The sequence below is a fragment of the Novosphingobium sp. genome, assembly GCF_036803765.1.
GTDB lineage: Bacteria > Pseudomonadota > Alphaproteobacteria > Sphingomonadales > Sphingomonadaceae > Novosphingobium.
The window spans coordinates 1-25,515 of the sequence record NZ_DAIRTS010000017.1; the positions used below are offsets into that span (position 1 = coordinate 1).

Below are 25,515 nucleotides of genomic sequence, written 5' to 3' on the forward strand. Positions count from 1 at the left end.
GCACCCCGACTGCGGCCCCCGTGCCCTCGGGGGCCGCAGTCGGGGTGCCGACGCCGCCGCCCGCCGAACCGCAGGTCGAGGCGCCGCCTCCCGTGGCGATGTGGACGCTGCAGGATGCCAAGGATCTGCTCTCCGCCATCCGCGGCATCGGCCAGGAAGGCCTCTATGCGCGCGATTACCAGCCCGCCGCGCTGGCCGCCGCGATCGCCCAGGGCGAAGGTGACCAGCTCAATGAACTCGCCAGCCGCCTGTTCGTGTGGCTGGCCGAGGACCTGCGCGATGGCCGCACGCCGATGCCCGCGCGCGTGCAGTGGTTCGCCGTCGATCCCGACCAGGACCTGCACCCCAATTCCGCGCTGCTGGCGCAGGCGACCGAGACGCACGACGTCAAGGGCACGCTGCGCAGCCTGCTGCCCACGCATCCCGACTATGCGCTGCTGCGCCAGGCGCTGCAGACCACGAAGGATCCCAAGCAGCTGGCGATGATCCGCGCCAACATGGACCGCTGGCGCTGGCTGGGCCACGACCTCGGCCTTCAGTACCTCATCATCAACGTGCCCGAGCAGATGCTGCGCCTGACGGTGAACAACCAGATCATTACCACCTACCGCGCCATCGTCGGCAAGCCGGGCAAGACCGCCACGCCGCAGCTGGCCGAAATGGTCGAGAACGTGGTGTTCAACCCGACCTGGACGGTGCCGCAGTCGATCGTCAAGGGTGAGGGCCTCGGCGCCGACCTGCTGGCGCATCCCGCCAAGGCCAAGCGCATGAACTATGCGGTCAAGCAGCTCTCGGACGGCACGATCCAGGTGGTGCAGCAGCCGGGCGAGAACAATTCGCTGGGCCGCGTCAAGCTCGACATGCCCAACGAGTTCGCCATCTACATCCACGACACGCCCAACCGGAACCTGTTCGCGCAGGACAACCGCGCGCTGTCGCACGGCTGCATCCGCGCCGAGCGCGCGACCGAACTGGCGATGACCATGGCGATCCTCGGTGCCGACCTGCCCAAGGACACCGCGGTCGAGTACAACCTCTCGGGCAAGTACACCAAGGTCCCGATGACCAAGCCCTTCCCGGTCTACATCACCTATTTCACGGTGGCGCGCGACGTGAACGGCACCATGCGCAACTTCACCGACCTCTACAGCCGCGACGCACCGGTGATCGCCAGCTTCGCGCAGCCGCGCCAGCTGCACACCACCCAGCGCAAGAGCAATGAGGCGGTCACCAAGCTGGACAACCCGCTTTAAGGCCTGGCGGGGCTGGTGATGGCCCCTCCACCACCGCTTCGCGGCGGTCCCCCTCCCCGCCTCACGGCAGGGAGGATCTCATAGATCCTCCCCATCCATGATGGGGAGGTGTCAGGCGCGCAGCGACTGACGGAGGGGCGAGGCCTTAAACGACCCCACCCTCAGACGAAGCCAAGACGCTCCGAATAGATCAGCCGCCCCGCCGCCAGGCGCCACATCGCCTGCGGGAAATCCGCCTCAGGCAGGGCGAAGCAGCCGTCGCTGCGGCCAAGCTTGCCCCATTTGGCCAGCATGTCGGGATTGGCGTACCATGCCGGGTGAACCACGATCGCGCGGTCCTGTGCCATGTTGTTGTCGGGGTCGACGCCGGTCAGGCGGATCGACTGGCCATACTTGCCGCGATACCATTCGTTGGTGACGAAGGCCCCGCGCGAGGTGGCCAGGCTGTTGATCTGGTTCGAGAAGAGCTTGAGGTAGCCGTCGTGCTGCGGGTCGGACCCGCGGCCGTGGCAGACGAGCAGCGAGTCGACGCGTCCGGCGACGAGATCGGCGAAGTGGAACCGTGGCAGCGACGAGGGCTGGCCGAAGTCCGCCACGCCCACGACATCGGTATGCCACAGCAGGTTGGCGACACGGTCGCGCTGCTGTGCCGCCACGGCGAGGATCTGGCGATGCTGCGGCGAGATCGACCAGGCCTGGGCAAAGGCGCGCGGGCCCGCTGCGGCGGCCAGGGCCACCCCCCCGGCGCGCAGGATTGAACGACGGGAGAGCAAGCGGTCGGCAGGAAGTTCAGGCGGCGCGTTCATAGATCCATTCGTGCCATGGTGCCCATGGGCCGAAGCTGAATGATCCTACCACGCGTCAGTTCCGCCCGACAGCCCCCAGATGCTGCAGCGCAGCGTCATCGACGCGCATGACGGTCCATTCGTCCATCATCCGGGCGCCGAGCGACTCGTAGAACGCGATCGCCGGGGCGTTCCAGTCGAGCACCGACCATTCCAGCCTTGCGCAATCCCGCTCCAGCGCGATGCCGGCGAGGTGTTGCAGCAGCGCCTTGCCCAGCCCCTTCCCGCGCGACTCGGGGCGGACGTAGAGATCTTCGAGATAGATCCCCGGCTTGCCCTCGAAGGTCGAGAAATTGTGGAAGAACAGCGCGAAGCCCTGTGCCACGCCATCGGCCTCGCCGATCACGACTTCGGCCATGGGGCGCGGCCCGAACAGGTTGCGCTCGAGCGTCGCCTCGTCGAAGCGGACCGCATGGGCCAGCTTCTCGTAGTCCGCCAGCTCGCGGATCAGGGCGGCAATCAGCGACAGGTCGGCAAGCGTCGCCGGGCGAATCGTACACGACATCGGAAATCCCCTCGAAAATCGGCTGGTGTCAGGAGGCCGGGGTGGCAGGATCGTCGAGCGCGATCCACAGCGTGAGCGGCTGGTTGGCCTCGGTCTGGATGGCTTGGACCACCGACCAGCGGTGCGGCCCGTCGCGCAAGGTCGTCTCGCCGGTTACCTTCATGCCCAGCAGCGCCAGCGCGGTATCCTTTTCCGCCGGGCTGACCACGGTCCACGCGGTCTCGCGCGAAGCCCCGTCGCGCCCGCCGGTGATGCTCTTGAGCAGCGCGACGATCTCGGCGTGGCGGCGGGCGGCTTCTGGGGCGCGGCCCAGCGATGTCAGCGCCTGCTCCGCCACGTAAAGCGCGTTGAGGTTGAGCGGATCGATCGCCAACTGGGTTTCGGCGAGGGCCAGGGCACGGGCTGGCTTGCTTTCAAGCGCGGCCATCGCCTCGGCCGATGCGGTCCACTCGGGCAAGGTGCCGCCCAGCCGCATCCGGTTGGCCTGACGCAGGCTTTGCGTATCGAAAGCGGGATCGCCCTGCTCGAAGCGGGCGAGATCAGCGCGGAACCGGGCCGGATCCTCGATCGGCGCGGCCGCGACGAGCAGCGGCGCCGCCGCCAGCCAGAGATGCTTCATCTCGAATGCCTTCACTCGCCAGCCATTCACTCGGCCGGCTCGCCCACCTTGGTGCCCGCGATCGCCGCCGCGGCATCGGCCTCGGCCTCGAGCGCGGCGGCCTTGGCCTCTACCAGCGCGACGATATGGTCGAGCATCTCTTCGGACTGGATCGTGTGATCGGTCACGCCCGAGAGATAGACCATGTGCTTGCCGTTGCCGCCACCGGTCAGCCCGATGTCGGTCTCGCGCGCCTCGCCGGGGCCGTTGACCACGCAGCCGAGCACCGACAGCGAGATCGGCGTCTTGATGTGCTGCAGCCGCTCTTCCAGCGCCTCGACCGTGCGGATCACGTCGAAGCCCTGGCGCGCACAGCTCGGGCACGAAACGACGTGAACGCCGCGGGTGCGCAGGCCCAGGCTCTTGAGGATCTCGAACCCGACGCGCACTTCCTCTTCCGGCTCGGCCGAAAGCGAGACGCGCAGCGTGTCGCCGATGCCCGCCCACAGCAGGTTGCCGATGCCGATCGCGGACTTGACGGTGCCACCGATCAACCCACCCGCCTCAGTGATGCCGAGGTGCAGCGGGCAATCGACCGCTTCGGCCAAGCCCATGTAGGCCGAGACCGCCATGAACACGTCGGAGGCCTTCACCGCCACCTTGTATTCGTGGAAATCGTGGTCCTGCAGCAGCTTGATGTGATCGATCGCGGATTCGACCAGCGCCTCGGGGCACGGCTCGCCATACTTTTCGAGCAGGTGCTTCTCGAGGCTGCCGCCGTTGACTCCGATGCGGATCGCGCAGCCGTTGGCCTTGGCCGCGCGCACGACCTCGGCGACGCGATCGGACGAGCCGATGTTGCCCGGATTGATGCGCAGGCATGCAGCGCCAGCGTCGGCCGCCTCGAGCGCGCGCTTGTAGTGGAAATGGATGTCGGCGATGATCGGGATGCGCGCGGCGCGCACGATCTTGCCCAGCGCCGCCGTGCTTTCGACATCGGGGCACGAGACACGGATGAGGTCCGCCCCCGCATCCTCGCAGCGGCGGATCTGGTCGATCGTCGCCACCGCGTCCGAGGTCAGGGTGTTGGTCATGGTCTGGACGGTGATCGGGGCGTCGCCACCCACCGGCACGTTGCCCACCATGATCTGGCGGCTCTGGCGGCGCACGATGGTGCGCCAGGGACGGATCTCGCTCATGGCGCCGGCTTATACGCGGCCCGGACGCAGGATGCTACCCGGACCTTTCGGCTCCCCCGTGTGCCGGGAGGTCAGTGCCAGCCGCAAAGCTGGACCCCGGATCAAGTCCGGAGTCCAGCTCGACAAGATGCACGACGCCGAGACCCTAAAGCCTCAGCGCATAAAGAAATTCAGGGTCGCAGTGATTGCCGACCCAGAATTCGATGTCGGCGATCTTGGCGAAGCCGAAGCGGTGGTAGAAGCGCTGGGCATCCGGGTTGTCGCTATAGACCGTCAACTGGATCTCGTCCGCCCCGCGTTCGCGCGCCACCGCGATCGCCCAGTCCATCAGGCGCCGCCCGAGGCCGCCGCCGATGCGGTCTGGGTCGGTGTAGAGCTGCTTGAGTTCGAGCGGGCGCTCGGGCGCGGTGAATTCGCGCGGCAGCGTACTGTCGAGGACGAGCTTGCAGAACGCGACCAGCGCGCCGTCCTCGGCCTCGATCACCGCCACGCGCATGCCAAGATCGGCGATCTGCCGTGCCGTGGTGGCGTCGCTGTGTGCCTCCTCCATGAAGGCGGCAAAGTCGGCCGGGTCGTAGAGGTGCTCGAACTTGGTCGAGATCGCCCGGCGCGCGAGGGCGGCGAGCGGCAGGGCATCAGCGGGCGTAGCAAGGCGCAGCGTGGTCATCGCTGCGCCATACCGCGGCTTCGCGCCGGCGCAAAGCCGGCGGATCAGTTCGCCTGGGCGACCTTGGGCGGACGAGTATAGGGCACGAACTTGTCGAGCCCGACGAACCCGCGATAGAAGCCGCTGGTGCGGTCGCGCAACTGCACCGTGTCGATCGAGCACAGCTGCGAGCCGGTCAGCCGCGTGACGAGGATGTCGTCGTCGCGCAGGCTTTCGGCCCCGACCTTGGGCCTTTGCACATAGAGCGTGCTGCCCGCGTCATAGACGATCGCGGTCTTGTCGTAGACCTGCGAGCTGGAGATCATCGGCATGGTTATGCAGTCGACCGGCTTGCCCGGCACGCGGCCGGCCAGTCGCTTGTCGAGCTGTTCCTGCGGGGTCAGGCGCGGCTTGGCCTCGGCCATCGTCCCGGCGAGCACCATGCCCCCGGCGGCGAGCGAGAGAGCCAGCATTCGTGCAAGCGTCTTCATGGTTTCGCCTCTCATCTTCGAGTCGGTCATCGATCCTCGATCGATGCCACAGTGGTGCTGAACCGGCGCTGACCGGTCGGCGTCAAGCCGTGCCACCCACGGTCAGGCCATTGACCAGCACGGTCGGCTGGCCGACGCCCGCCGGCACGCTCTGCCCGCCCTTGCCGCAGATGCCCACGCCCTCGTCGAGCGCGAAGTCGTTACCGATGCCGGTCACGCGGGTCAGCACCGTCGGCCCGTCGCCGATCAGCGTGGCGCCCTTGATCGGGTCGCCCAGCTTGCCGTCCTTGACCCGGTAGGCCTCGGTGCAGGTGAAGACGAACTTGCCGCTGGTGATGTCGACCTGCCCGCCGCCGAACGACTTGGCATAGATCCCGTCCTTGACGCGCGAGAGCAGTTCGGCCGGGTCGTCGTTGCCACCGCGCATGAAGGTGTTGGTCATGCGCGGCATCGGCGCATGGGCATAGCTTTCGCGCCGCCCGTTGCCGGTGGGGGCCACGCCCATCAGCCGCGCATTGAGCCGGTCCTGGATATAACCCTTGAGGATGCCGTCCTCGATCAGCACGTTCTCCTGCGTCGGCGTGCCCTCGTCGTCGATCGAGAGCGAGCCGCGGCGGCCCTGCCCGCCGATGCCGACGAGCGTGCCGTCGTCGACCACGGTGACCCCGGGCGCGGCCACGCGCTGGCCGATCCGGCCCGAGAAGGCACTGGTGCCCTTGCGGTTGAAATCGCCCTCGAGGCCATGGCCGACCGCCTCGTGCAGCAATACGCCGGGCCAGCCGGGTCCGACCAGCACGGTCATCTCGCCCGCCGGGGCCGCGACCGCCGAAAGGTTGACCACCGCCTGCGCCAGAGCCGTATCGATGCCGCGCTGCCAGGTCTCTTCGAGGAACAGGTCGTCGTAGAGGCGGCGCCCGCCGATCCCGAACGAGCCGGTCTCGCGCCGGCCGTTCTCCTCGACCACCACGCCGACGTTCAGCCGCACCAGCGGCCGCACGTCGTGCGCGACGAAGCCGTCGGCACGCACGATCTCGACCACTGACCACGAGCCCGACAGCGATGCCGAGACCTGGACCACGCGCGGATCGCGCGCCCGCGCCGCCGCGTCGATCTGTTCGAGCAGTCGGACCTTCGCCTCGAACGGCACGGCGTCGAGCGGCGAGGCTTCGGTATAGAGGTGGCGGTTGTTGCGGCGCGGCGGGGGCGCCGCCTGGCCCTTGGCGGGATCGAGCAGCTTGAGCGTCTCGCCCGCCCGCGCGATCGCCGCGGCGGAGATGTCATTGGCGTGGGCAAAGCCGGTCATTTCGCCCGAAACGCCGCGCAGACCGAAGCCCGCGTCGCGCGAATAGTCGGCCGTCTTGAGCCGGCCATCGTCGAACCCGAAGCTCTCGCTGGCGACGAACTGCATGTAGAGTTCGCCATCATCGCACGCGCTCAGCGCCTCGCGCGTCAGGCGCAGCGCATCATCGGGCGTCAGCAGGCCGGGGCGATAAAGCAGCGAGCGGGTGTCGGCGGATATGGTCATCCTGCCGATATAGGAGCGTCACCCGCAGATGGCCATGGCGGTGTGAAAGGAAGCGAGCGCCCGCCCGCGGCCCGACCGCCCGCGTACTTCAGGCGGCCTGTTCGGCGCCCGTGTCGGCGGGGCCACCCTTGAGCACGAAGCGGCGGTCGCAATAGCCGCACTCGACGTAGCCCTTCTCGTCGATCTCCAGCCAGACGCGCGGATGGCCGAGCGCCGAAGGCTTGAACGTGCCATTGCTGCGGATGCCGGTGGCCCCGTCGCACGACACGCGGGAGGCATCGGTGAAGATCGTTTCAGGAGGCTGGATCATGGCCAGCCGCCTAGCAAAAGCCGATGCAGCGCACAATTGGCGTTTTGCGCCAAGGCAGGGGTTTACCTCGCCCCGTTCCGGCGGCAGGAAGCTGCCCATGACTGAGCCCGCCCCCAGCATCGAGATCGCCGCCGAACCTGCCATCCGCATTCGCGACGTGGTGAAGCGGTATGCCGCCGTCGGCAAGGCGCCGGCCAAGCTCGCGCTCGACGGCGTGAGCTTCGACGTGCCGCGCGGGCAGATCTTCGGCCTGCTGGGCCCCAATGGCGCGGGCAAGTCGACGCTGATCAATACACTGGCCGGCCTCGTCCTCAAAACATCGGGAACGGTGGAGATCTGGGGCCACGACATCGACACCGACCGACGCAACGCCAAGGCCGCGATCGGCATCGTGCCGCAGGAGATCGTGTTCGACCCGTTCTTCACCCCGATCGAGGTGCTCGACATCCAGGCCGGACTCTATGGCGTTCCCAAGCCGCTGCGCCGCTCGATGGAACAGCTGCGCGCGGTGCATCTGGCCGACAAGGCCAAGGCCTATTCGCGTTCGCTGTCGGGTGGGATGAAGCGCCGCCTGCTGATCGCCAAGGCGATGGTCCACACCCCGCCGGTTCTCGTGCTCGACGAGCCGACTGCGGGCGTCGACGTCGAACTGCGGCGGCAGTTGTGGGAACTGGTGGGCGAATTGAATGCCGGCGGCGTCACCGTCGTGCTGACCACGCACTACCTCGAGGAAGCCGAGCAGCTGTGCGACCGCATCGCCATCATCAACCACGGCCGCCTGATCGCGAACAAGCCGACGCGCGAACTGGTCGGCATGGCGCGCGAGAAGGTCGTGGTCCTGACGCTGGATCGCACGCTGGACCAGGCGCCGCAGCATCCTGCCTTCCTCAAGTCGACCCTTAACGAAAGACAGGTCGAGATCACCTACGACAAGGACCGCAGCAATGCGGGCGAGGTCCTCAGTGCCATCCACGCGCTGGGTGTCAACGTGCTCGACGTCTCGACCCGCGAGGCCGATCTCGAAGACGTCTTCGTGCGCCTGACCGCCGACGCCTGAGCCCGCCTGCCGCCACGCGGTGGGATCATCGGCTTTTCGCGCCGCACAACAACGCGAACCGCTTTGTCAGGGCTGGCGCGCCTCGGGTGAACCCTTGTGCTCCAAGGCCTTGGTATCGGCCTCGCGCCAGCCGCCGCCCTGCTTGCGATAGACCGGCTTACCGCAGCGCACACAGTGCGAGGTATAGCGGAACGAGTCCCACACGACGCTGCGTCGTGACGGCTTGTGCCGGTTCAACAGGCAGGACAGATAACCGAAAATCATGTCGCGCTCGACTCCGCGGGGGGATCGGTAGGGAACGGCGAACGGCGTGGGATCCGCATGCGTTACGTACAAACCCTTAGCGTTTCGCCGGATGAAACCCAAGTCAAATCAGACTCATTCCTATACTTAAGTTAGTATCTCGGATCCGCCCCGTAAAACCCGGGATGCGAGGCCCTGCCGCCTGCCTCGCCCTTCCGGGCAGACCATGGCAGGGCTTTTCAAACGGGGGGTGGCGATGCAAAGAGGCGGCGTGATGCGAAGCCCCCCTCCCCCCTCTCGCCGCGCTCCCACCGCACCCTTCCTCGCGCCGACGCAAACGGCGGTACCGAACCGGCTTTCGCCATGCCGGGAGGCACGGGCATGAGCACCGGCGACGTCATCATCATCGGCTCGGGCGCGGCCGGCCTCACTGCGGCACTGGTCCTTGCCGAGCGCTGCCGCGTCACCGTGCTCGCCAAGGGGCGGCTCGACGGGGGATCGACGGCCTGGGCGCAGGGCGGCATCGCCGCGGTGCTCGACCAGGGCGACACCTTCGAGGATCACGTGCGCGATACGATGATCGCAGGGTGCGGCCTCAACCGGCGCGAAACGGTCGAATACGTCGTCGAACATGCGCCCGATGCCATCGCCCGGCTTGCCGAGATCGGCGTCCCCTTCAACGAGGAAGCCGGCAGCCTGCACCTGACGCGCGAGGGCGGGCATTCGCACCGCCGCATCGTCCACGTTGACGACGCCACCGGCGCTGCCGTGCAGCAGGCGCTGATCAAGGCGGCGGTCGCGCATCCCAACATCACGCTCAAGCCCGACATGGTCGCGATCGACCTCGTCACCGACCGGCACCGCGCGCACCCCAAGGGCGATCGCCGCGTGTGGGGCGTCTATGCCCTCAACACGGGCAGCGGCAAGGTCGAGTGCCTGACCGCGCGCGCGACGATCCTGGCAACCGGGGGCGCAGGGCGCACCTACCTGTTCAGCACGGCGCCGCGCGGCGCGACCGGCGACGGCATCGCCATGGCCTGGCGCGCGGGCTGCCGGGTGTCGAACATGGAATTCATGCAGTTCCACCCGACCTGCCTCTACAACCTCGAGGTCAAGAACTTCCTCATCACTGAGGCGGTGCGCGGCGAGGGCGGACATCTCAAGATCCCGCCCGGCTACCCCGGTGGCGGCGAGCGCTTCATGCCGCGCTTCGACCCGCGCGAGGAACTGGCCCCGCGCGACGTGGTGGCCCGCGCGATCGACCACGAGATCAAGCGGCTGGGGCTGGACTACGTCCACCTCGACATCAGCCACAAGGACCCGGAATTCGTACGCGGTCACTTCCCCAACATCTACGAACGCCTGCTCGGCCTCGGCATCGACATGACGCGCGAGCCGATCCCGGTGGTCCCGGCGCAGCACTATACCTGCGGCGGCGTGCTGGTGGACCTTACCGGGCGGACCGACCTCGCCGGCCTCTATGCCGTGGGGGAATGCTCGGAAAGCGGGCTGCACGGCGCCAACCGGCTTGCCTCCAACAGCCTGCTCGAATGCTTCGTGTTCGGCGATGCCGCCGCGCGCGACATCCTCGATCGCTGGGACGAATTCGCGCAGCCGCCCGAAGTGCGCGCATGGGACGAAAGCCGCGTGGCCGATTCCGACGAGGACGTGGTCATCAAGCAGAACTGGACCGAGCTGCGCCGCTTCATGTGGAACTACGTCGGCATCGTGCGCACCAACAAGCGCCTCGAACGCGCCGCGCATCGCATCAAGCTGCTCAAGAACGAGGTCAACGAGTACTACGGCAACTTCCGCGTGACCTCGGACCTGATCGAGTTGCGCAACCTGCTCCAGGCCGCCGATCTCATCGTCAAGAGCGCCCGCGCGCGCCGCGAAAGCCGCGGGCTGCACTACAACCAGGACTATCCCCAGAGCCAGCCCGCCGCCCGCGAAACGATTCTGGTCCCGAACTGAGCGCCTGTTTGCAAATTGGGGGGCCTCGTGCCGCCGCTTACCAGAAGTGGCGGCCGAGGAAGATCAGCAGCATCGCACCCAGGATCGAGGCGAGGCAGCCGGCACGGTTGAACCCCTCGCTCACCGTCCCGCGCCCGGCAAGGCTCGAGGCGAGTCCGGCGACGAGCGCGCCGCCGATGCCGAGCAGGATCGTGCGCGCCCAGCCCATCTCGATCGCGCCGGGATAGAGAAACCGGGCAACGAGGCCGACAAGCAGGCCGGAAATGAGCATCGAGATGATGTCGCGCAACGCACATGGCTCCTTGGCTGGAATGTTCCGGGGCGGGGCTTGTCCGTGCGGCCCTGCCGATGCTTAAGGCATAATCCGCAGCGCCGGTGGCCGTCCACCCCTGTGGCAGCCCTCGCCCTCGTCATGCAGAGGATGCAGCGACTGCTTCTCCATCGCCCGTCCCCTTGGATTGACACTAGTTTACTCGACGATCCTGCCATTTTGGAGGTATCCTGCCGCAAGGGGAACCCCTGCGAGAAAGGACTTTCCATGCGCAAGACCGCATTTGCCGCCATCGCCATCCTGTCGCTTTGCGCCGCGCCCGCCGTGGCGGGTGCCGCGCCGTGCAAGGACGCCAAGGGCCGCTTCATCAAGTGCCCCCCGCCCAAGGCCGCGCCAAGCAAGCCCTGCAAGGATGCCAAGGGCAAGTTCGTGAAGTGCCCCAAGTAAGCCGATAGCGCAGACCTTGCCGCAGGGGCGGGTCGCCCGGCCGGAAGGTCGCGGGCGTCCCGCCCCTGCCGCCCGCCCCTGCCGCCCGCTCTTGCCGTTTGCATCCTCGTGGAGGAAGCGACCTGGGTCGCGGTGGTGGAAATCTTGGGCGTCGGTCTGGACATTGCGATTGTCCACAACAAAGCCCGCCGCGCCCGATTTATTTCCTCCCCCCTCACTTTCCACTTGAACCGTTGAAATCCGGCGCGTCGCACCCGATTGCAGGGGGACGGCAGCGCCAGAACGAATCGTACGTACGACGAATCGCGGTGCCCCTATGGGCCACCCCCTCTTGCGTCTGGAAACGGATCAGGCACTATGGGTTGTGGTCGCAGCGGCCAACAACACCAGACCTAGTTAGCACAGGGGTCGTGATCGGGAGCGCCCCGCAGCGTCGGCAGACTTGTTTTGCCGGCGATGCCTTGCTGCCTGAGGAACAGGGGTTTTTTGACGCTGCGACGAAACGAGAGGGGAATCTGTTCCCTTTTTGTTTTCATTCATGGCATGATCGTCCCGCGCCTGAGTCGCCGGGTCCGTCATGCCGTTCGATCGGTATCGCCGGTGGCTGCGCAATCGTGCTGCCCTTGCGGTGCCGGACCAGGTGGGGCCCGGTCCATCGCGTGCGGTGGACCTCGTGTGAACGGGGAATGGACGTGAACTTCAGGACCGGCGATTTGAACGGTGAAACGGTTTCGGTGATGGAACAGGACGAACTCGGACTCGACAGCGGCACGCCCGCCAAGGCTGCCAAGCCGGCGAAGGCGGCACCCGCCGCTTCCATGAAGGGAGAGGACAGCGCGAGCGCCGACCTCGTCGCGTCAGCTGCTGCCGCGATGGCTGCGGCCATGGCGCCTGCCACCAAGGCACCGCTGGATTCCAAGACGGTCAGCGCGCGTCGCTTCACCGTCGTCACCGACGCATCGCGCGATGCCAAGCTGACCGATTTCGGCAAGGACACGCTCGACGACCGCTACCTGCTGCCCGGAGAGACCTACCAGGATCTCTTCGCGCGCGTCGCCGATGCCTATGCCGACGACGAGGGCCACGCCCAGCGCCTCTACGACTACATCTCGAACCTGTGGTTCATGCCGGCAACGCCGGTGCTGTCGAACGGCGGCACCGGGCGCGGCCTGCCGATCTCGTGCTATCTCAATTCGGTCGAGGACAGCCTCGAGGGCATCGTCAAGACCTGGAACGAGAACGTCTGGCTCGCCTCGCGCGGCGGCGGCATCGGCACGTACTGGGGCAACGTGCGCGGGATCGGCGAGAACGTCGGCCTCAACGGCAAGACCAGCGGCATCATCCCCTTCGTGCGCGTGATGGACAGCCTGACGCTGGCGATCAGCCAGGGCTCGCTGCGCCGCGGCTCGGCCGCCTGCTACCTCGACATCTCGCACCCCGAGATCGAGGAGTTCCTCGAGATCCGCAAGTCGTCGGGCGACTTCAACCGCAAGGCGCTCAACCTGCACCACGGCGTGCTGCTGACCGACGAGTTCATGGAAGCCGTGCGTGACGGCAGCGAATTCGCCCTGCGCAGCCCCAAGGACAATTCGGTGCGCGGCAAGGTCGATGCGCGCTCGCTGTTCCAGAAGCTGGTCGAGGTGCGCCTCGCCACGGGTGAGCCCTACATCGTGTTCAACGACACGGTGAACCGCACGATGCCCAAGCATCACCGCGACCTGGGCCTCAAGGTCTCGACCTCGAACCTGTGCTCGGAAATCACGCTGCCGACCGGCATCGACCATCTCGGCAACGACCGCACCGCGGTGTGCTGCCTGTCCTCGCTCAACCTCGAGACCTGGGACGAGTGGCAGGGCGACAAGCGCTTCGTCGAGGACGTGCTGCGCTTCCTCGACAACGTGCTGCAGGACTTCATCGATCGCGCGCCCGACGAGATGGCCCGTGCCAAGTATTCCGCCGCACGCGAGCGTTCGGTCGGCATGGGCGTGATGGGCTTCCACTCGTTCCTGCAGAAGAAGGGCATCGGCTTCGAGACCGCTATGGCCAAGGCCTGGAACCTCAAGATGTTCCGCCACATCGCCGCCAAGGCCGACGAGGCCTCGCTGCTGCTCGCCCAGGAACGCGGCCCCTGCCCCGACGCCGCCGACATGGGCGCCATGCAGCGCTTCTCGTGCAAGATGGCGATCGCCCCGACCGCATCGATCTCGATCATCTGCGGCGGCACCTCGGCCTGCATCGAGCCGATCCCGGCCAACATCTACACGCACAAGACCCTGTCGGGCTCGTTCGTGGTGAAGAACCCCTACCTGGAAAAGCTGCTGCGCGAGAAGTCGAAGGATTCGACCAACGTGTGGAACTCGATCCTGGAACGCGGCGGTTCGGTCCAGCACCTTGAGTTCCTCTCGGCCGACGAGAAGGCGGTCTACAAGACCAGCTTCGAGATCGACCAGCGCTGGCTGCTCGAATTCGCGGCCGATCGCACGCCCTATATCGACCAGGCGCAGTCGCTGAACCTCTACATCCCGGCCGACGTCGACAAGTGGGACCTGCTGATGCTGCACTTCCAGGCTTGGGAGAAGGGCATCAAGTCGCTCTATTACCTGCGGTCGAAGTCGGTGCAGCGCGCAGGCTTCGCCGGCGGCGTCGAGGCGGACAACACCGCCGAGGCGCGCAGGATCGAGATCGAGGTCAAGCAAACTGACTACGAGGAATGCCTGGCCTGCCAGTAAGGCCCCGGCTTCGCGATGCCGCCGGTGCGTCCGGGCGGCGGTAGCCTCCCGGGCCGCCGTCTCCCTGCGTACCGGCACGTCGCCCCCGGTTCCATCGGACATCCGCCACCATGCCCCAAGCCCTCATGATACACTTGATGACACTTCGCAGCTTGTTTTTGCGAGGCATTATCGTTCATGGACAGGTTGCGCGCGACGCAGGATGCATCATGTGCGTGGACTTTAGGGGATCGATCAATGCGCAAGTGGCACCGATGGCTATCGGTATTCTTCGGGGTGTTTCTGTTGTGGATCGCGGTGACCGGCACGTTGAGCCAGGTCGTGCCGCTGGTGATGGGCGGCGGCGAGCGCGGCCCGCCCGAGGCGCAGGGCGTGGACGCGGCGGCAGGCAAGCCCGCGTTCGTCTGCCCGCCCGACTACATGTGCCGGCCCAAGCCCAAGGGCGGTGGCCGCTCGATCGTGGGCTTGCTGCATCACCTGCACTCGGGCGAGAGCTTCGGTCCGATCGGTGTCCTGATCGGGACGCTTTCGGGCTTCGCGATGATCTTCTTCAGCTTTTCCGGCCTCTGGCTCTACATCCAGATGTGGCGCAACCGGAAGGATCGCAGCCTCAAGCCCGGCTGGTTCTGGAAGTAACCTCGAACGGAAAAAGCGCCTCGCCACTTACGACGTGGAGCGAGGCGCCTTCCGGTCGCCAGGGACGACCTAGCCGCGAAGGGGACGCGGCTTATCGTAAAGGGATATGCCCCCCTTTATTCGCCTTCTTCTTCCTCGAAGGTGAGCGCCACGTCGGCATTGGCCGAGAGGCGCACCGTGTCACCCTCGACGCCGGCCACGAGGCCGAGCGAGAGGTAGTGATGGTGGCCGGCGTGCGCGCCGCTCTTGGCCTTGGTCAGCTTGATGCGGTCGCCGTCGATGTGATCGACCGTGCCGACCGGGGCGCCGTCCGCACCGATCACGTTCATGTGTTCACGGATCTGCTGGGCGATGGGGTTGCTGTCGGTCATGGCGGGTCTCCTCGCTGTGATGTTGGTGGGCCCGCCGGCCATGGGCGCCAGCGGGCATCTGACCGGACAATGCCCCGTCCGGGGCGCCGTTCCCGCCCGTTCGGCCATCACGACACCCGCTATCAGCCAGGTAGTGTGCGACGCGCGGCGTGTTGCCTGCGCGCGAGCACGGCGCCGCCCCGCACGGCTTCCATCCCGGCCTGAACGCCCTACTTTCCAAGACATCCCAACAGGACTGCTGCCATGTCACTTCTCGAAGCCCGCAAGACCTACAAGCCCTTCGAATATCCCTGGGCCTACGAATACTGGAAGCGCCAGCAGCAGATCCACTGGATGCCCGAGGAAGTGCCGCTGGGCGAAGATTGCCGCGACTGGGCGCAGAAGCTCTCGGACCACGAGCGCAACCTGCTCACGCAGATCTTCCGCTTCTTCACCCAGGCCGACGTCGAGGTGCAGGACTGCTACCACGAGAAGTACGGCCGGGTGTTCAAGCCCACCGAGGTGAAGATGATGCTGGCCTCGTTCTCCAACATGGAGACGATCCACATCGCGGCCTATTCGCACCTGCTCGACACGATCGGCATGCCCGAGAGCGAGTACGGCATGTTCCTCGAATACGCCGAGATGAAGGACAAGCATGACTACATGCAGAACTTCGGCGTGGAGAACGACGAGGACATCGCGCGCACGCTGGCGATGTTCGGCGGCTTCACCGAGGGCCTGCAGCTGTTCGCCTCGTTCGCGATGCTGATGAACTTCCCGCGCTTCAACAAGATGAAGGGCATGGGCCAGATCGTCAGCTGGTCGGTGCGTGACGAATCGCTGCACTGCGAGGGTATCACCCGTCTGTTCAAGGAATTCTGCGCCGAGCGTCAGTGCCTGACCAAGGCGGTCAAGGAAGACATCCTCGACTGCTGCCAGAAAACCGTGCGCCTCGAGGACGCCTTCATCGACCTGGCCTTCGAGCAGGGCCCGGTGCCGGGGATGAGCGCCAAGGAAATCAAGCGCTACATCCGCTTCATCGCCGACTGGCGCCTCGGCCAGCTGGGCTTCGAGCCGATCTACATGATCGACGAGCACCCGCTGCCGTGGCTGACCCCGCTGCTCAACGGCGTCGAGCATGCCAACTTCTTCGAAACCCGCGCGACCGAGTATTCGAAGGCGGCGACGCGCGGCAACTGGAACGAGGTCTGGTCGAACTTCGACGGGCGCCGCAAGGCCAAGGCCGCCAATGCCCCGCTCGAGGTGCCCGAAATCGACATCGACATGTTCGGTGCGGCAGGGATCGCCGCCGAATAAGCGTCGCGGTCAACGCCAGAAATCAGGCCCGGTCGGAAACGTCCGGGCCTTTTTCGTACCCGGAATCAGGCGTGCTTGTCGGCCTTGCGCTGGCCGAAGCGCATGCCGCGCTCCAGGCGCGCGCGCAGCTGGGTGTAATAGGCCTCGAGAAAGGCGCGTTCGTCGCCGCGCCCGTGGCTCCAGCCGATCTTGGCGCAGATCGCCCGCGCCACGTCGACCATCGCCTCCTCGCGGTTCTCGCGCAGCACTCGCTCGAGCACCTGCAACTCGTACTCGCCATAGACCGCCAGTTCCGCCTCGCCGAAGCGGTACTGCGTGTCGGTCACGTCGCTGCGCCCCTGCGCCGCCGCCGTGCCGGTCGACAGCGCGGCCTGCAGCTTGTCGCGCCGCGCCTCAACCACCCAAGTGCCGGCCACCAGGTCGCCGGCACGCAGGGCATCGCGGTTGCAGAACGGGAACAGCACGAAGATCAGGAACCACCCTGCCCCGGCCCAGCCGGCGAATGTCGCGTCCTCGCCCTGTGCCAGCGCGCTGCTAACGAAGATCAGCGGCAGGAACAGCTCGAGATCGCGGATGAGGTTGCGCGCCACGACCGCCTCGGTCGTCAGCCGCCCGCCATCGCGCGCGGCGACGCGCAGGCCGAGTACCCGCTTGCCAGGCGTGGCCCCGCGCGGCCCCAGTTCGAAGAACAGGAACCAGACGTGGCGCGAGAGGAACATCATGACGATCCAGACCGCCGCCAGCGCCTGCGCCGCCGCCTGCGATCCGGGCAGGTGATCGATCCCGGCCGCGCGCGCCAGGCGATAGAGAATCACCGTCATGCCGATGATCGCGCCCAGCAGTAGCGTGAGATCGATCATCAGCGCGAGGGCGCGCGCGCCGCGACTGCCGATCACGAAAGGCAGCGGCACGCCTTCGGGCGTCACCACCTGCCGCTGCCGCCGCCCGGCATCGCGCACCGCATAGCGCGCCATCAGCGCCCCGTCCCGGCGGGCAACCCCGGCCGTACCCAAGGTCTCTCCGGGCGCCAGGCGAAGAAATAGGCGCACCACAGCGCCAGCATCGTGCCCCCGATCGCGAGACGCGCGAACGTGCTGTCGACCAGCTGGCGGCCGAACCCTTCGAGCAGGGCCGCGACGATGAGCATCAGCACCACGCCCACCATGACCTGCGCGGTGCGCCGCCCGGCAGCGGCCGCGGCGTCGATCACGCGCACATCGCCCGGAAAGGCCATGGCGCGGCCGATATGGATGCCCGAGGCGCCGGCGAGGAGAATGGCGAACAGCTCGGTCGTGCCGTGGATCGAGAGCCACCCGACCAGTTCGAGCGTCAGCCCCCGGCCGTGGTACAGCCACAGCAAGGCGCCGAGGCCAGCCGTGTTGTGCACCAGCAGCAGGATCGAGGGCACGCCGAACGCGAAGCCCAGCGCATAGGCGAACAGTGAGACCTGCGAATTGTTGCCGAACAGGAAGGCCGCGAACAGGCCGAGCCCGTTCTGGTCCTGCTGCCCGAACAGCGTGCGCTGCAGAGCCTCGCGGCTGGCGCCGGGCACGCGCACATCGTCACCAAGCCCACCCATCAATGTATAGAACCAGTCGGAATTGCCCGATACGAGCAGCCAGCCGACCACCGTGCCCAGCACCATGATCGCCAGCGCCAGCAGCATCTCGAAGCTCAGGCCGCGCACGGCTGCCCCCCAGCCGCCGAGAAAGAAGTGCCGCAGCCAGGCGCCCAATCCCTCGCGCGGGCCATAGAGTGCAAACCACGCGCGCCGTGCCAGCCCTTCGAGATAGGCGACGAGCGCGGCATCGAGCGACGTTTCGCGCGCAATGGCGAGGCTGGAGACCGCGGTGCGATACAGCGTCGGCAGGGCCAGCAGGTCGTCGTCCGACAGGCGGCGCAGGCGTCCGCCCTCGATCCGCGTGACGATCTGCTCGAGACGCTGCCAGTCCGCCTCACGCGCCTGGCGGAAGCGGTCGGACCGCAGCGCCGCGGCCTCGACCGCGGCGTCACCGGCCCCGCCGCGCGTGAACCAGCGCGCCATCATCCCAGGCTTCCTTCCTGCTTGACCGAAAGATAGGCGTCGATCAGCCGGTTGCCGACCTGCTGATAGGGCGCCTCGACCACGCGCACGCCCAACTGGCGCAAGCGCTGCAGCACCAGCGCACGCTGGCGCAGCAGCCCGCTGGCCGTGACGGCGCGGGCCATGCCGTCGAGATCGGCGGGTTCTGCGGTGGCGAAATCGCCCAGCTCGGCATCGGCCAGCACCACGAACAGCACGCGGTGGCGATCGAGCAGCCGCGACAGGCTTTCCACCATCAGTTCCGCACTGGTCGGATCGGTGAAGTCGGAGAACACCACGATCAGCGAGCGGCGCTGCAGCCGCGTTGCCAGCCGCGCCATGGCGAACGTGAAGTTCGGCTCCTCGCTCGTGTAGTCGAGGCTTGCGGCGGCGCGCTGCAACCGGTCGAAGTCGCGAGGTGCGGTGACGAACGGGGAAAGCACCTGGGGCCTGGCGGCAAAGCCATAGACCGCTACGCGGTCCTGCGCCTTGAGCGCGACCCAGGCCGTGGTCAGTGCCGCGGTGATCGCGCGGTCGAGCCGGGCAATGCCGTCGATCGGCTCGCACATCGCCTGCCCGCAATCGAACGCGAAGACGATCTGGTTGTTGCGCTCGGTCTCGTATTCCTTGGCGAAGAGACGACCATGGCGGGCCGAGCTTTTCCAGTCGATCCGGCGGCGGTCCATGCCGGGCTCGTAATCGGCCAGCGCCTCGAACTCAGTGCCTGCCCCCCGGATGCGGCGGGCAACGAGCCCGAACGCGGCATCGCGCAGGAAAATCTGCAGCGCCGGGCTGCGCACCGGCGCGATGTCGGGCCGCACATAGGCGACACGCGCCAGCGGCCGCACGACCTGCCGATGCCCCAGCCCGAGTGGCCCGGTCCAGCGCAGCCACAGCGCATTCACGCTGGCAGGGCCGCGGCGCTGCGGCGTCAGGATCGTGGACCCGGACCAGCCCGTCTCATCGGCGACCAGATCGACGCGGGCCTGCCCGGTCCCCGCCAACCGCGTATCGAGCGCAAGCATGGCGACCGGCGCGCCGGCAGCGCCCGACAAGCGTGCCGACAACGCGACCCGCAGCGGCTGGCCGACCTCGGCATCGGCCGGAACGGATAAGGTGACGTCATCCAGCCGCCCAGCGAACAGCGCATCGAGCAGGGCCAGCATCAGCAGCGCGACCCCGGCCGCCGGCACCACGATCCAGCCCTGCGGCGCGAAGGTCGCCACGACCAGCCCCGCCGGCGCGGTCAGCGCAAGCAGCAGCACGGTACGCACCGTGGGGTACAGCGCCGGTGCGCGCAGCCTAGGCGCGCTTAACAGGGCAGGCCAGCGTGGCTTCACCGGATCAGCGCGGCGCTTCGGTGCGCTGGACGAGATCGGCGACGATCGCCTCGGCCTGGCGTCCGTCGATCTCGGCGGCGGGGCTGAGCACCATGCGATGGCGCAGCACCGCGGTCGCCAGCGCCTTGGCGTCGTCGGGGATGACATAGTCGCGGCCTGCCAGTGCGGCGCGGGCGCGGGCCGCGCTGGCCAGCAGCACGGCGGCGCGCGGGCTCGCCCCGGCGACCAGATCGGCGCTGTCACGCGTGCCGCGCACCAGCTGCACGATGTAGTCGACCAACGGATCGGCCAGCATTACCGCGCCCAGCGCGGCTTGCGCCTCGGCCAGCCGCGCAGCATCGCACACCGCCGTCACGCCGAGGTCGGCCGGGTGGCGGCCGGTGCGCTTGTCACCGTAGCGCGCCACGATGCGCGTCTCCTCCTCGATCGAGGGATAGTCGACCAGCAGCTTGAACAGGAAGCGGTCGAGTTGCGCCTCGGGCAGCGGGTAGACGCCCTGGCTCTCGATCGGGTTTTGCGTCGCCACCACCATGAAGTGAGGGGGCAGGTGATGCACCGCGCCATCGAGCGTCACGCGGCGCTCCTGCATCGCCTCGAGCAGGGCGGCCTGGGTCTTGGGCGGGGTGCGATTGATCTCGTCGGCGAGCACGAGGTCATGGAAGATGGGCCCGCGCGTCAGCGTGAACTGGCTGGTCTGGAAGTTGAACAGGTTGGACCCGAGAATGTCGCCGGGCATCAGGTCGGGCGTGAACTGGATCCGCCCGAAGTCGAGCCCCACGGCAGTTGCGAAACTTTGCGCCAGGAACGTCTTGGCCGTGCCCGGCGGCCCTTCGAGCAGGACATGGCCGCCAGCCATCAGCGCGATCAACAGGTGGTCGACGGTCTCGACCTGGCCGATCACCGCCTTGCCGACCTCGGCACGGATCGCATCGGCAAGCGCGCGCACGGTATCGAGCTGTTCGGTCACACCAGTTCCTTTTCGAGAGCATGAAGACGCGCGGCCGCCCGCACCGCATCGGGGGAGCGGCGTGCCGCCACGAGCGCGGCGACAGCGTCGGAAAACGGGGTTTCGGCGGCGCCTGGGCGGCGCAACCGGGCATCGAGCGCGGCATCGACGGCCTCGGCGGCGCGCCCGCGCGGCAGGCCAAGGCGTGCCACCAGCCGCTCGCGCACCGCATCGGCATAAGGGCCGGTGACGAGATGCAGGCGCCGGGCGCGGCGGATAAGCCCCGCGCTGTTGACCACCAGCGTGGTCTTGCCCGGTGGCAGGGCCAGCACCGCGACTTGCGCCGGGCCGAACCGGCAGAAGGCGCGCCAGCCCACCGCGACCATGGCGAGAATCAGCCCCAGTGTCGCAGCCAGGAACGGCGGCTCGAACGCGACGGTCAGCAGGTTGCGGCCAGCGCCCAGCCCCGCCAGCGTAAGATCGAAGGTGACGGCACCGGTGCGCCCTTCGGCGGCAGTGGCGTGGAGCAGCGCGAGCGCCAGCTCCGCCCGGCCGCGGTCGGCCAGCCCCATGTTGTCGATGAGGTCAGGCTCGAACACCAGCACCAGCGGCTGCATGCCGTTGTCGTCGCCGCCGATGTCGACCCCGGCCATGGCGTTGAGCGTGGGATAATACCCGGCATCGTCGACATAGGCGGCGAGCATGCGCCCGTCGACGGTGGTCACCAGCGGAACGAGCGACTCGCCGCTGCCGGTGAGGATGGTCGTGTCCTGGGGCAGCCGGCCGCTGCGGCCGTCGGCCAAGTGCCAGCCGCGCGCCGGCCGGCCGCCGAGTGTCACGGTCACGTCGTCGAGGAAGCCCCGCCACTCGGGCGCCTGCGTCCCGGTCAGCCGGGTCCAGCCGCGCGGCCGCTTCCACTTGTCGGGCAGCGCCTCAGCCTGCCACTTGGGCGTGACGACGATCGTCGGGCCCACTTGCCGCCGCGCACTGACGATCCGCTCGATATCCGCGCCCTTGGTCTGCGGCTGCGGCGTCAGCACCAGCACACCCGGCGATGTCAGCGCGGATTGGCTGCGCGCCCGCGTCACGGACATGCCGTCTGCCTCGGCCAGCGCGGCAAGGCCCGCAAACCCGTTGAGGCCGCGCCCGCCGGCATGGCCGCCGCCGTTGTTGGCCGGCGGGCCGCCATGACCCATGTACCACAGCATGCCGACGAACAGCGCGGCGCCGATGACCAGCAGCGCCAGCACCGTGCCACGCGCGAAAGGCGGTGCGTTCATGCCAGCCGCTCCAGCGCGAAGGCGGCATAGGCGGCGCGCGCGCGATCCCATTCGCTGCGGCCCGCCGCGCGCAGGGCGTAGCGCGCCCGCTCGACCTCGTCGGCCATGACGGTGAAGGCGCGCCGCGCCGCGGCCGGCAGCGCGGCAAGCCCGGCGATCTCGCGCGCCGTGCTCGACGGCGCCACCCAATCAGGCCGTGCAGACACGATGTCGGCCACGCTGCGCCGAAGCAGGAGGTGGACTGCTTCCTCGTATTGCCCCGCCTCGGCCAGCCGGTCGGCATCCTCGAGCAGGGCGAGCGCGGCAGCGGGGGCCGGGGTCCATTCCGGGTCTGCCTGGCGCCGGTCGCGCAGGGCACGCAACCAGGGCGCCAGCGCCCCCCAGGCGAGCCAGAGCAGGGCCGCGGCCCCGGCGATGATGACCAGCAGGAGCAGCAGGTTCCACCCGCGCGCCAGCCCCAACCCGAGGGGGCCGAGGACATGGTCGCCCAGCCACACCAGGACCCGGCCGATCGCGCGCGCGATCACCTCGAGCCAGTGCGGCGGCACATAGGGGGGATCAGGCGGCGGCGGGGTGACGGGGGCGAACTGGATATCGCCCATGCCGCGCATCGTGCGCCATGCCTGGTCGGCATGGGCGACGGCATCGGCAGGCCCGCTGGCGGGCGCGACGGAAGGGACCGCAGCGGCATTGCTCACGCCGCCGTGGTCGCATGGCCGGTGCGCGGCGGCAAGCCTCGTTTGCACCACGGCGGAAGCGGCGCAGCAGAGCGCCGCTCTCGCCAGCGATCAGCCGCGCGCGCGTTCCAGCGGGTAGGAGCCAAGGATGCGCAGGTTCTTCGAGAAATACGCCAGTTCCTCGAGCGCGCGATCGACCGCCGCATCGCCCGGCGCACCGACGATGTCGGCAAAGAACATCGTCGCGGCGAAGCTGGCCCCCTTCTGGTAGCTTTCCAGCTTGGTCATGTTGACCCCATTGGTGGCGAACCCGCCCATCGCCTTGTAGAGCGCGGCGGGGATGTTGCGCACTTCGAAGACGAAGGTGGTCAGCGCGGTCCCGGCATGCTCGGCCGGATCGCGCGGGGTGCGCGAGAGCAGCACGAAGCGCGTGGTGTTGTCGTGCGCGTCTTCGATGTTGTCGGCGAGGAGATCGAGGCCATAGAGTTCGGCGGCGATGCGCGGCGCGATCGCGGCGATGCCCGGCTCGTCGCTCTCGGCCACCAGCGCCGCCGCCCCGGCGGTATCGGCATAGGCCATCGGCGTGATGCCGCGGTCGCGCATGTAGAAGCGCGACTGGCCCAGCGCCTGCGGATGGCTGTAGGCGGCCCGGATCTCGCCGGCGTCGCGGCGCGCCATCAGCGCATGGTGGATGTCGAGGAAATGCTCGCCGACGATGTAGAGGCCGCTTTCGGGCAGCAGGAAGTGGATGTCCGCGACGCGCCCGTGCTGCGAGTTCTCGATCGGGATGATCGCGTGGCCCGCCCGGCCTTCCTTCACCGCGTCGAGTGCGTCCTCGAACGAGAAGCAGGGCAGCGGCAGGCCATCGGGCAGCACTTCCATCGCCGCGCGGTGCGAATTCGCACCCGGCGCGCCCTGGAACGCGACCGCGCGCGCAGGGTTGGCAGCGGCGGCGGCGCTCATGCGTTCGACGAGCAGGCGGGCGGGTTCGGGAAAACTTTGCATCGGCCCTGCCGTTACGGCGAAACCCTGCGCCAGGGCAAGCATCAGCGCGACTGCCGTGGCTGCGGCAAATTTGTCCTGGATCACAGACGGGGTTCGCCCCTTGCCGCACATCGCGGCGCACATCGCACTTGCGCACGTGCGGGGGGCTGGGTATCGCTTCCGCAAAAGGCGCGTATCGGCAATGGGCCGGATGTTGCGCGATAAATGGGGCTGGGAATGGACGACCGTTTCAATACGATCGCGGGATGGACACTGTTTGGCGGCATCGTGGCACTGGGCCTGTCGACGTTGTCTGCCCATTACTTCCTGGCCGACAAGCCCGAGCGCCCCGAGAAGATGGGCTACGCCATCGCCGGCGTGGAGCCCGAAGGTGGAGCCGGCGCGGCCGTGCTCGAACCCATCGCCAACCGCCTCGCCAAGGCCGACGCCGCCAAGGGCGAGGCGATCTTCGCCAAGTGCAAGGCCTGCCACACCATCGACCAGGGCGCGGCCAACGGCATCGGTCCCAACTTGTGGGGCGTCGTAGGTGACGAAACCGCCGCCGGGCGCGGTGGCTATGCCTTCTCCGATTCGCTCAAGTCCAAGGGCGGCAAGTGGGACTTCGCCCGCCTCGACGAGTGGCTGACCAACCCCAAGAAGTTCGCCGACGGCACCAAGATGTCGTTCGCCGGTCTCGCCGATCCGATGGATCGCGCCAACGTCATCCTCTACCTGAACTCCAAGGGCTCGAACCAGCCGCTGCCCCCGCCCGAGGCCATGCCCGTCGCCGGTGCCGCACCCGCTGGCGGAACGGCCGCTGCCGCCGCCGTGGTGGGCGATGCCGCCAAGGGCGAGAAGGTCTTCGCCAAGTGCCAGGCTTGCCACACCATCGACCAGGGCGGCGCCAACGGCATCGGCCCCAACCTGTTCGGGGTGGCCGGTGACGCCATCGCCGAAGGCCGCGGCGGCTTCGCCTTCTCCGACGCGCTCAAGGCGCACAAGGGCACCTGGGACCAGGCGACGCTCGACCAGTGGCTGACCGCCCCGGCCAAGTTCGCACAGGGCACCAAGATGACCTTCGCCGGCCTGTCGAGCGCGCAGGATCGCGCCGACGTGATCGCCTACCTCAACAGCAAGGGCGGCAAGCTCACGCTCGCCGGCCCCGCCGCCGCACCGGCCGAGGCAGCACCGGCCAAGTAACGCCGGCACAGAAAGACTTCGATAGCGCGGGGGCGGAGTGTGCTTGCACACCCCGCCCCCGCCGTCTATCCGCCCCCCGTCGCCCGCTCCCGGGTGCTTAGGGTACCGGTTTGTCCACGATCATTCCCCTCGCCGACGTCGATCCGCAGCTGGTCGAGGACCTGCTCGATGCCGCCTTCGAGCCGGAGCGGCGCCAGCGCACCGCCTATCGCCTGCGCGAGGGCGCCGAGTGGCTGCCGGGCCTGTCGTTCGGCGCGCTGGACGAGGACGAGATGCTGGCCGGCACGATCCAGTGCTGGCCGGTCGCGCTGACCACGCCCGACGGCCGCCGCGTGCCGATGATCATGGTCGGCCCCGTCGCCGTGCTGCCGGGTCTCCAGGGCCGCGGCTACGGCAAGGCGCTCGTCACCGCCAGCCTCACCGCGATCGACCCGCGCGCACCGCTGCCGCAGGTCATGATCGGCGATCCCGATTACTACGAGCGCTTCTTCGGCTTCAGCAATGCGCATACCGGCGGCTGGCAACTGCCCGGCCCGTTCGAGGCGCATCGCCTGCTCTGCCGCACCGCCAATCCCGCCGTCCTGCCGCAAGAGGGCACGTTGGGGCCTTGGCGCGGCTGAGCAAGTC

General features: G+C 68.1%; 27 protein-coding genes. 9 read left to right on the forward strand and 18 right to left on the reverse strand.

Annotation, left to right across the window (positions count from 1 at the left end):
* On the forward strand, positions 1-1,253 hold a 1,253-nt coding region (locus V7Q48_RS12075; RefSeq protein ID WP_442947129.1), incomplete at its 5' end, for a L,D-transpeptidase family protein.
* A 161-nt stretch (positions 1,254-1,414) separates the two neighbouring features.
* Here V7Q48_RS12075 and V7Q48_RS12080 read toward each other — a convergent pair.
* The 8 genes from V7Q48_RS12080 to V7Q48_RS12115 all read right to left on the reverse strand — a co-directional run bounded on the left by V7Q48_RS12080 (position 1,415) and on the right by V7Q48_RS12115 (position 7,372).
* Positions 1,415-1,990 carry a murein L,D-transpeptidase catalytic domain-containing protein gene (locus tag V7Q48_RS12080; protein WP_333838420.1) on the reverse strand — a complete coding sequence of 192 codons (576 nt, stop codon included), beginning with the start codon at positions 1,988-1,990 and terminating at the stop codon, positions 1,415-1,417.
* Between the two features lie 124 nt (positions 1,991-2,114).
* Positions 2,115-2,603 carry a GNAT family N-acetyltransferase gene (locus V7Q48_RS12085; protein ID WP_333838421.1) on the reverse strand — a complete coding sequence of 163 codons (489 nt, stop codon included), beginning with the start codon at positions 2,601-2,603 and terminating at the stop codon, positions 2,115-2,117.
* Between the two features lie 28 nt (positions 2,604-2,631).
* On the reverse strand, positions 2,632-3,222 hold the full coding sequence (locus tag V7Q48_RS12090; protein ID WP_333838422.1) for a DUF4919 domain-containing protein: 591 nt from the start codon (positions 3,220-3,222) through the stop codon (positions 2,632-2,634).
* 26 nt (positions 3,223-3,248) lie between these two features.
* Entirely contained in the window at positions 3,249-4,400 is a 1,152-nt protein-coding gene (gene ispG / locus V7Q48_RS12095) for a flavodoxin-dependent (E)-4-hydroxy-3-methylbut-2-enyl-diphosphate synthase (RefSeq protein ID WP_333838423.1), read from the reverse strand.
* Between the two features lie 145 nt (positions 4,401-4,545).
* Entirely contained in the window at positions 4,546-5,067 is a 522-nt protein-coding gene (locus V7Q48_RS12100; RefSeq protein ID WP_333838424.1) for a GNAT family N-acetyltransferase, read from the reverse strand.
* Positions 5,068-5,111: 44 nt separating this feature from the next.
* Complete coding sequence (locus V7Q48_RS12105; RefSeq protein WP_333838426.1) at positions 5,112-5,537, reverse strand: hypothetical protein; 426 nt, start codon at positions 5,535-5,537, stop codon at positions 5,112-5,114.
* Between the two features lie 82 nt (positions 5,538-5,619).
* The gene (gene tldD / locus V7Q48_RS12110) at positions 5,620-7,062 is read right to left on the reverse strand and encodes a metalloprotease TldD (protein WP_333838427.1); all 1,443 of its coding nucleotides are present in this window, start codon (positions 7,060-7,062) and stop codon (positions 5,620-5,622) included.
* 88 nt (positions 7,063-7,150) lie between these two features.
* Positions 7,151-7,372: a zinc-finger domain-containing protein gene (locus tag V7Q48_RS12115; RefSeq protein WP_333838428.1), complete on the reverse strand. Its 222-nt coding sequence runs from the start codon at positions 7,370-7,372 to the stop codon at positions 7,151-7,153.
* Positions 7,373-7,469: 97 nt separating this feature from the next.
* On the opposite strand from V7Q48_RS12115, the gene V7Q48_RS12120 reads away from it, so the two are divergent.
* Positions 7,470-8,429 (forward strand): ABC transporter ATP-binding protein, encoded by a 960-nt coding sequence (locus V7Q48_RS12120; RefSeq protein ID WP_333838429.1) that lies wholly within the window; start codon positions 7,470-7,472, stop codon positions 8,427-8,429.
* A 66-nt stretch (positions 8,430-8,495) separates the two neighbouring features.
* On the opposite strand, the gene V7Q48_RS12125 is transcribed toward V7Q48_RS12120, so the two are convergent.
* Positions 8,496-8,693, reverse strand: coding sequence for a hypothetical protein (locus tag V7Q48_RS12125; protein ID WP_333838430.1), 198 nt, complete (start codon positions 8,691-8,693; stop codon positions 8,496-8,498).
* Positions 8,694-9,053: 360 nt separating this feature from the next.
* Here V7Q48_RS12125 and nadB point away from each other — a divergent pair, with 360 nt between their 5' ends.
* Complete coding sequence (nadB, locus tag V7Q48_RS12130) at positions 9,054-10,646, forward strand: L-aspartate oxidase (protein WP_333838432.1); 1,593 nt, start codon at positions 9,054-9,056, stop codon at positions 10,644-10,646.
* Between the two features lie 37 nt (positions 10,647-10,683).
* On the opposite strand, the gene V7Q48_RS12135 is transcribed toward nadB, so the two are convergent.
* Entirely contained in the window at positions 10,684-10,935 is a 252-nt protein-coding gene (locus V7Q48_RS12135; protein ID WP_333838433.1) for a GlsB/YeaQ/YmgE family stress response membrane protein, read from the reverse strand.
* A gap of 249 nt (positions 10,936-11,184) precedes the next feature.
* Here V7Q48_RS12135 and V7Q48_RS12140 point away from each other — a divergent pair, with 249 nt between their 5' ends.
* From V7Q48_RS12140 to V7Q48_RS12150, 3 genes are all read left to right on the forward strand, one after another.
* Positions 11,185-11,364 (forward strand): hypothetical protein, encoded by a 180-nt coding sequence (locus V7Q48_RS12140; protein ID WP_333838434.1) that lies wholly within the window; start codon positions 11,185-11,187, stop codon positions 11,362-11,364.
* A gap of 818 nt (positions 11,365-12,182) precedes the next feature.
* Positions 12,183-14,093, forward strand: coding sequence for a ribonucleoside-diphosphate reductase subunit alpha (locus V7Q48_RS12145; RefSeq protein WP_333838513.1), 1,911 nt, complete (start codon positions 12,183-12,185; stop codon positions 14,091-14,093).
* A gap of 237 nt (positions 14,094-14,330) precedes the next feature.
* Positions 14,331-14,729 (forward strand): PepSY-associated TM helix domain-containing protein, encoded by a 399-nt coding sequence (locus V7Q48_RS12150; protein ID WP_333838435.1) that lies wholly within the window; start codon positions 14,331-14,333, stop codon positions 14,727-14,729.
* Between the two features lie 116 nt (positions 14,730-14,845).
* Here the strand turns inward: V7Q48_RS12150 and V7Q48_RS12155 are convergent, their stop codons facing one another.
* Positions 14,846-15,100, reverse strand: coding sequence for a DUF2171 domain-containing protein (locus V7Q48_RS12155; protein WP_333838436.1), 255 nt, complete (start codon positions 15,098-15,100; stop codon positions 14,846-14,848).
* 243 nt (positions 15,101-15,343) lie between these two features.
* Between V7Q48_RS12155 and V7Q48_RS12160 the strand changes: the two genes are divergently transcribed.
* Complete coding sequence (locus V7Q48_RS12160) at positions 15,344-16,399, forward strand: ribonucleotide-diphosphate reductase subunit beta (protein ID WP_333838437.1); 1,056 nt, start codon at positions 15,344-15,346, stop codon at positions 16,397-16,399.
* A 65-nt stretch (positions 16,400-16,464) separates the two neighbouring features.
* Here V7Q48_RS12160 and V7Q48_RS12165 read toward each other — a convergent pair whose 3' ends face one another.
* The 7 genes from V7Q48_RS12165 to V7Q48_RS12195 all read right to left on the reverse strand — a co-directional run bounded on the left by V7Q48_RS12165 (position 16,465) and on the right by V7Q48_RS12195 (position 23,709).
* A complete protein-coding gene (locus V7Q48_RS12165) occupies positions 16,465-17,373 on the reverse strand; it encodes an RDD family protein (protein ID WP_333838438.1) in 909 nt (302 codons plus the stop codon).
* Positions 17,373-18,446, reverse strand: a complete 1,074-nt coding sequence (locus V7Q48_RS12170; RefSeq protein ID WP_333838439.1) for a stage II sporulation protein M — start codon at positions 18,444-18,446, stop codon at positions 17,373-17,375. Before V7Q48_RS12170 ends, V7Q48_RS12165 begins: the two co-directional genes overlap by 1 nt.
* Positions 18,443-19,723 (reverse strand): DUF58 domain-containing protein, encoded by a 1,281-nt coding sequence (locus tag V7Q48_RS12175; RefSeq protein ID WP_442947132.1) that lies wholly within the window; start codon positions 19,721-19,723, stop codon positions 18,443-18,445. The genes V7Q48_RS12170 and V7Q48_RS12175 overlap by 4 nt, the downstream gene beginning before the upstream one ends.
* An 82-nt stretch (positions 19,724-19,805) precedes the next feature.
* A complete protein-coding gene (locus V7Q48_RS12180) occupies positions 19,806-20,768 on the reverse strand; it encodes an AAA family ATPase (RefSeq protein ID WP_333838441.1) in 963 nt (320 codons plus the stop codon).
* Positions 20,765-22,027 (reverse strand): DUF4350 domain-containing protein, encoded by a 1,263-nt coding sequence (locus V7Q48_RS12185; RefSeq protein ID WP_333838442.1) that lies wholly within the window; start codon positions 22,025-22,027, stop codon positions 20,765-20,767. The genes V7Q48_RS12180 and V7Q48_RS12185 overlap by 4 nt, the downstream gene beginning before the upstream one ends.
* Positions 22,024-22,725, reverse strand: a complete 702-nt coding sequence (locus tag V7Q48_RS12190) for a hypothetical protein (RefSeq protein WP_333838443.1) — start codon at positions 22,723-22,725, stop codon at positions 22,024-22,026. Before V7Q48_RS12190 ends, V7Q48_RS12185 begins: the two co-directional genes overlap by 4 nt.
* Positions 22,726-22,815: 90 nt before the next feature.
* Positions 22,816-23,709, reverse strand: coding sequence for a prephenate dehydratase (locus tag V7Q48_RS12195; protein ID WP_333838514.1), 894 nt, complete (start codon positions 23,707-23,709; stop codon positions 22,816-22,818).
* A 216-nt stretch (positions 23,710-23,925) separates the two neighbouring features.
* On the opposite strand from V7Q48_RS12195, the gene V7Q48_RS18295 reads away from it, so the two are divergent.
* Together V7Q48_RS18295 and V7Q48_RS12210 are read left to right on the forward strand one after the other, a co-directional pair.
* On the forward strand, positions 23,926-24,888 hold the full coding sequence (locus V7Q48_RS18295) for a c-type cytochrome (protein WP_442947130.1): 963 nt from the start codon (positions 23,926-23,928) through the stop codon (positions 24,886-24,888).
* Between the two features lie 110 nt (positions 24,889-24,998).
* Entirely contained in the window at positions 24,999-25,508 is a 510-nt protein-coding gene (locus tag V7Q48_RS12210; protein ID WP_333838445.1) for a GNAT family N-acetyltransferase, read from the forward strand.
* Positions 25,509-25,515: the final 7 nt, after the last annotated feature.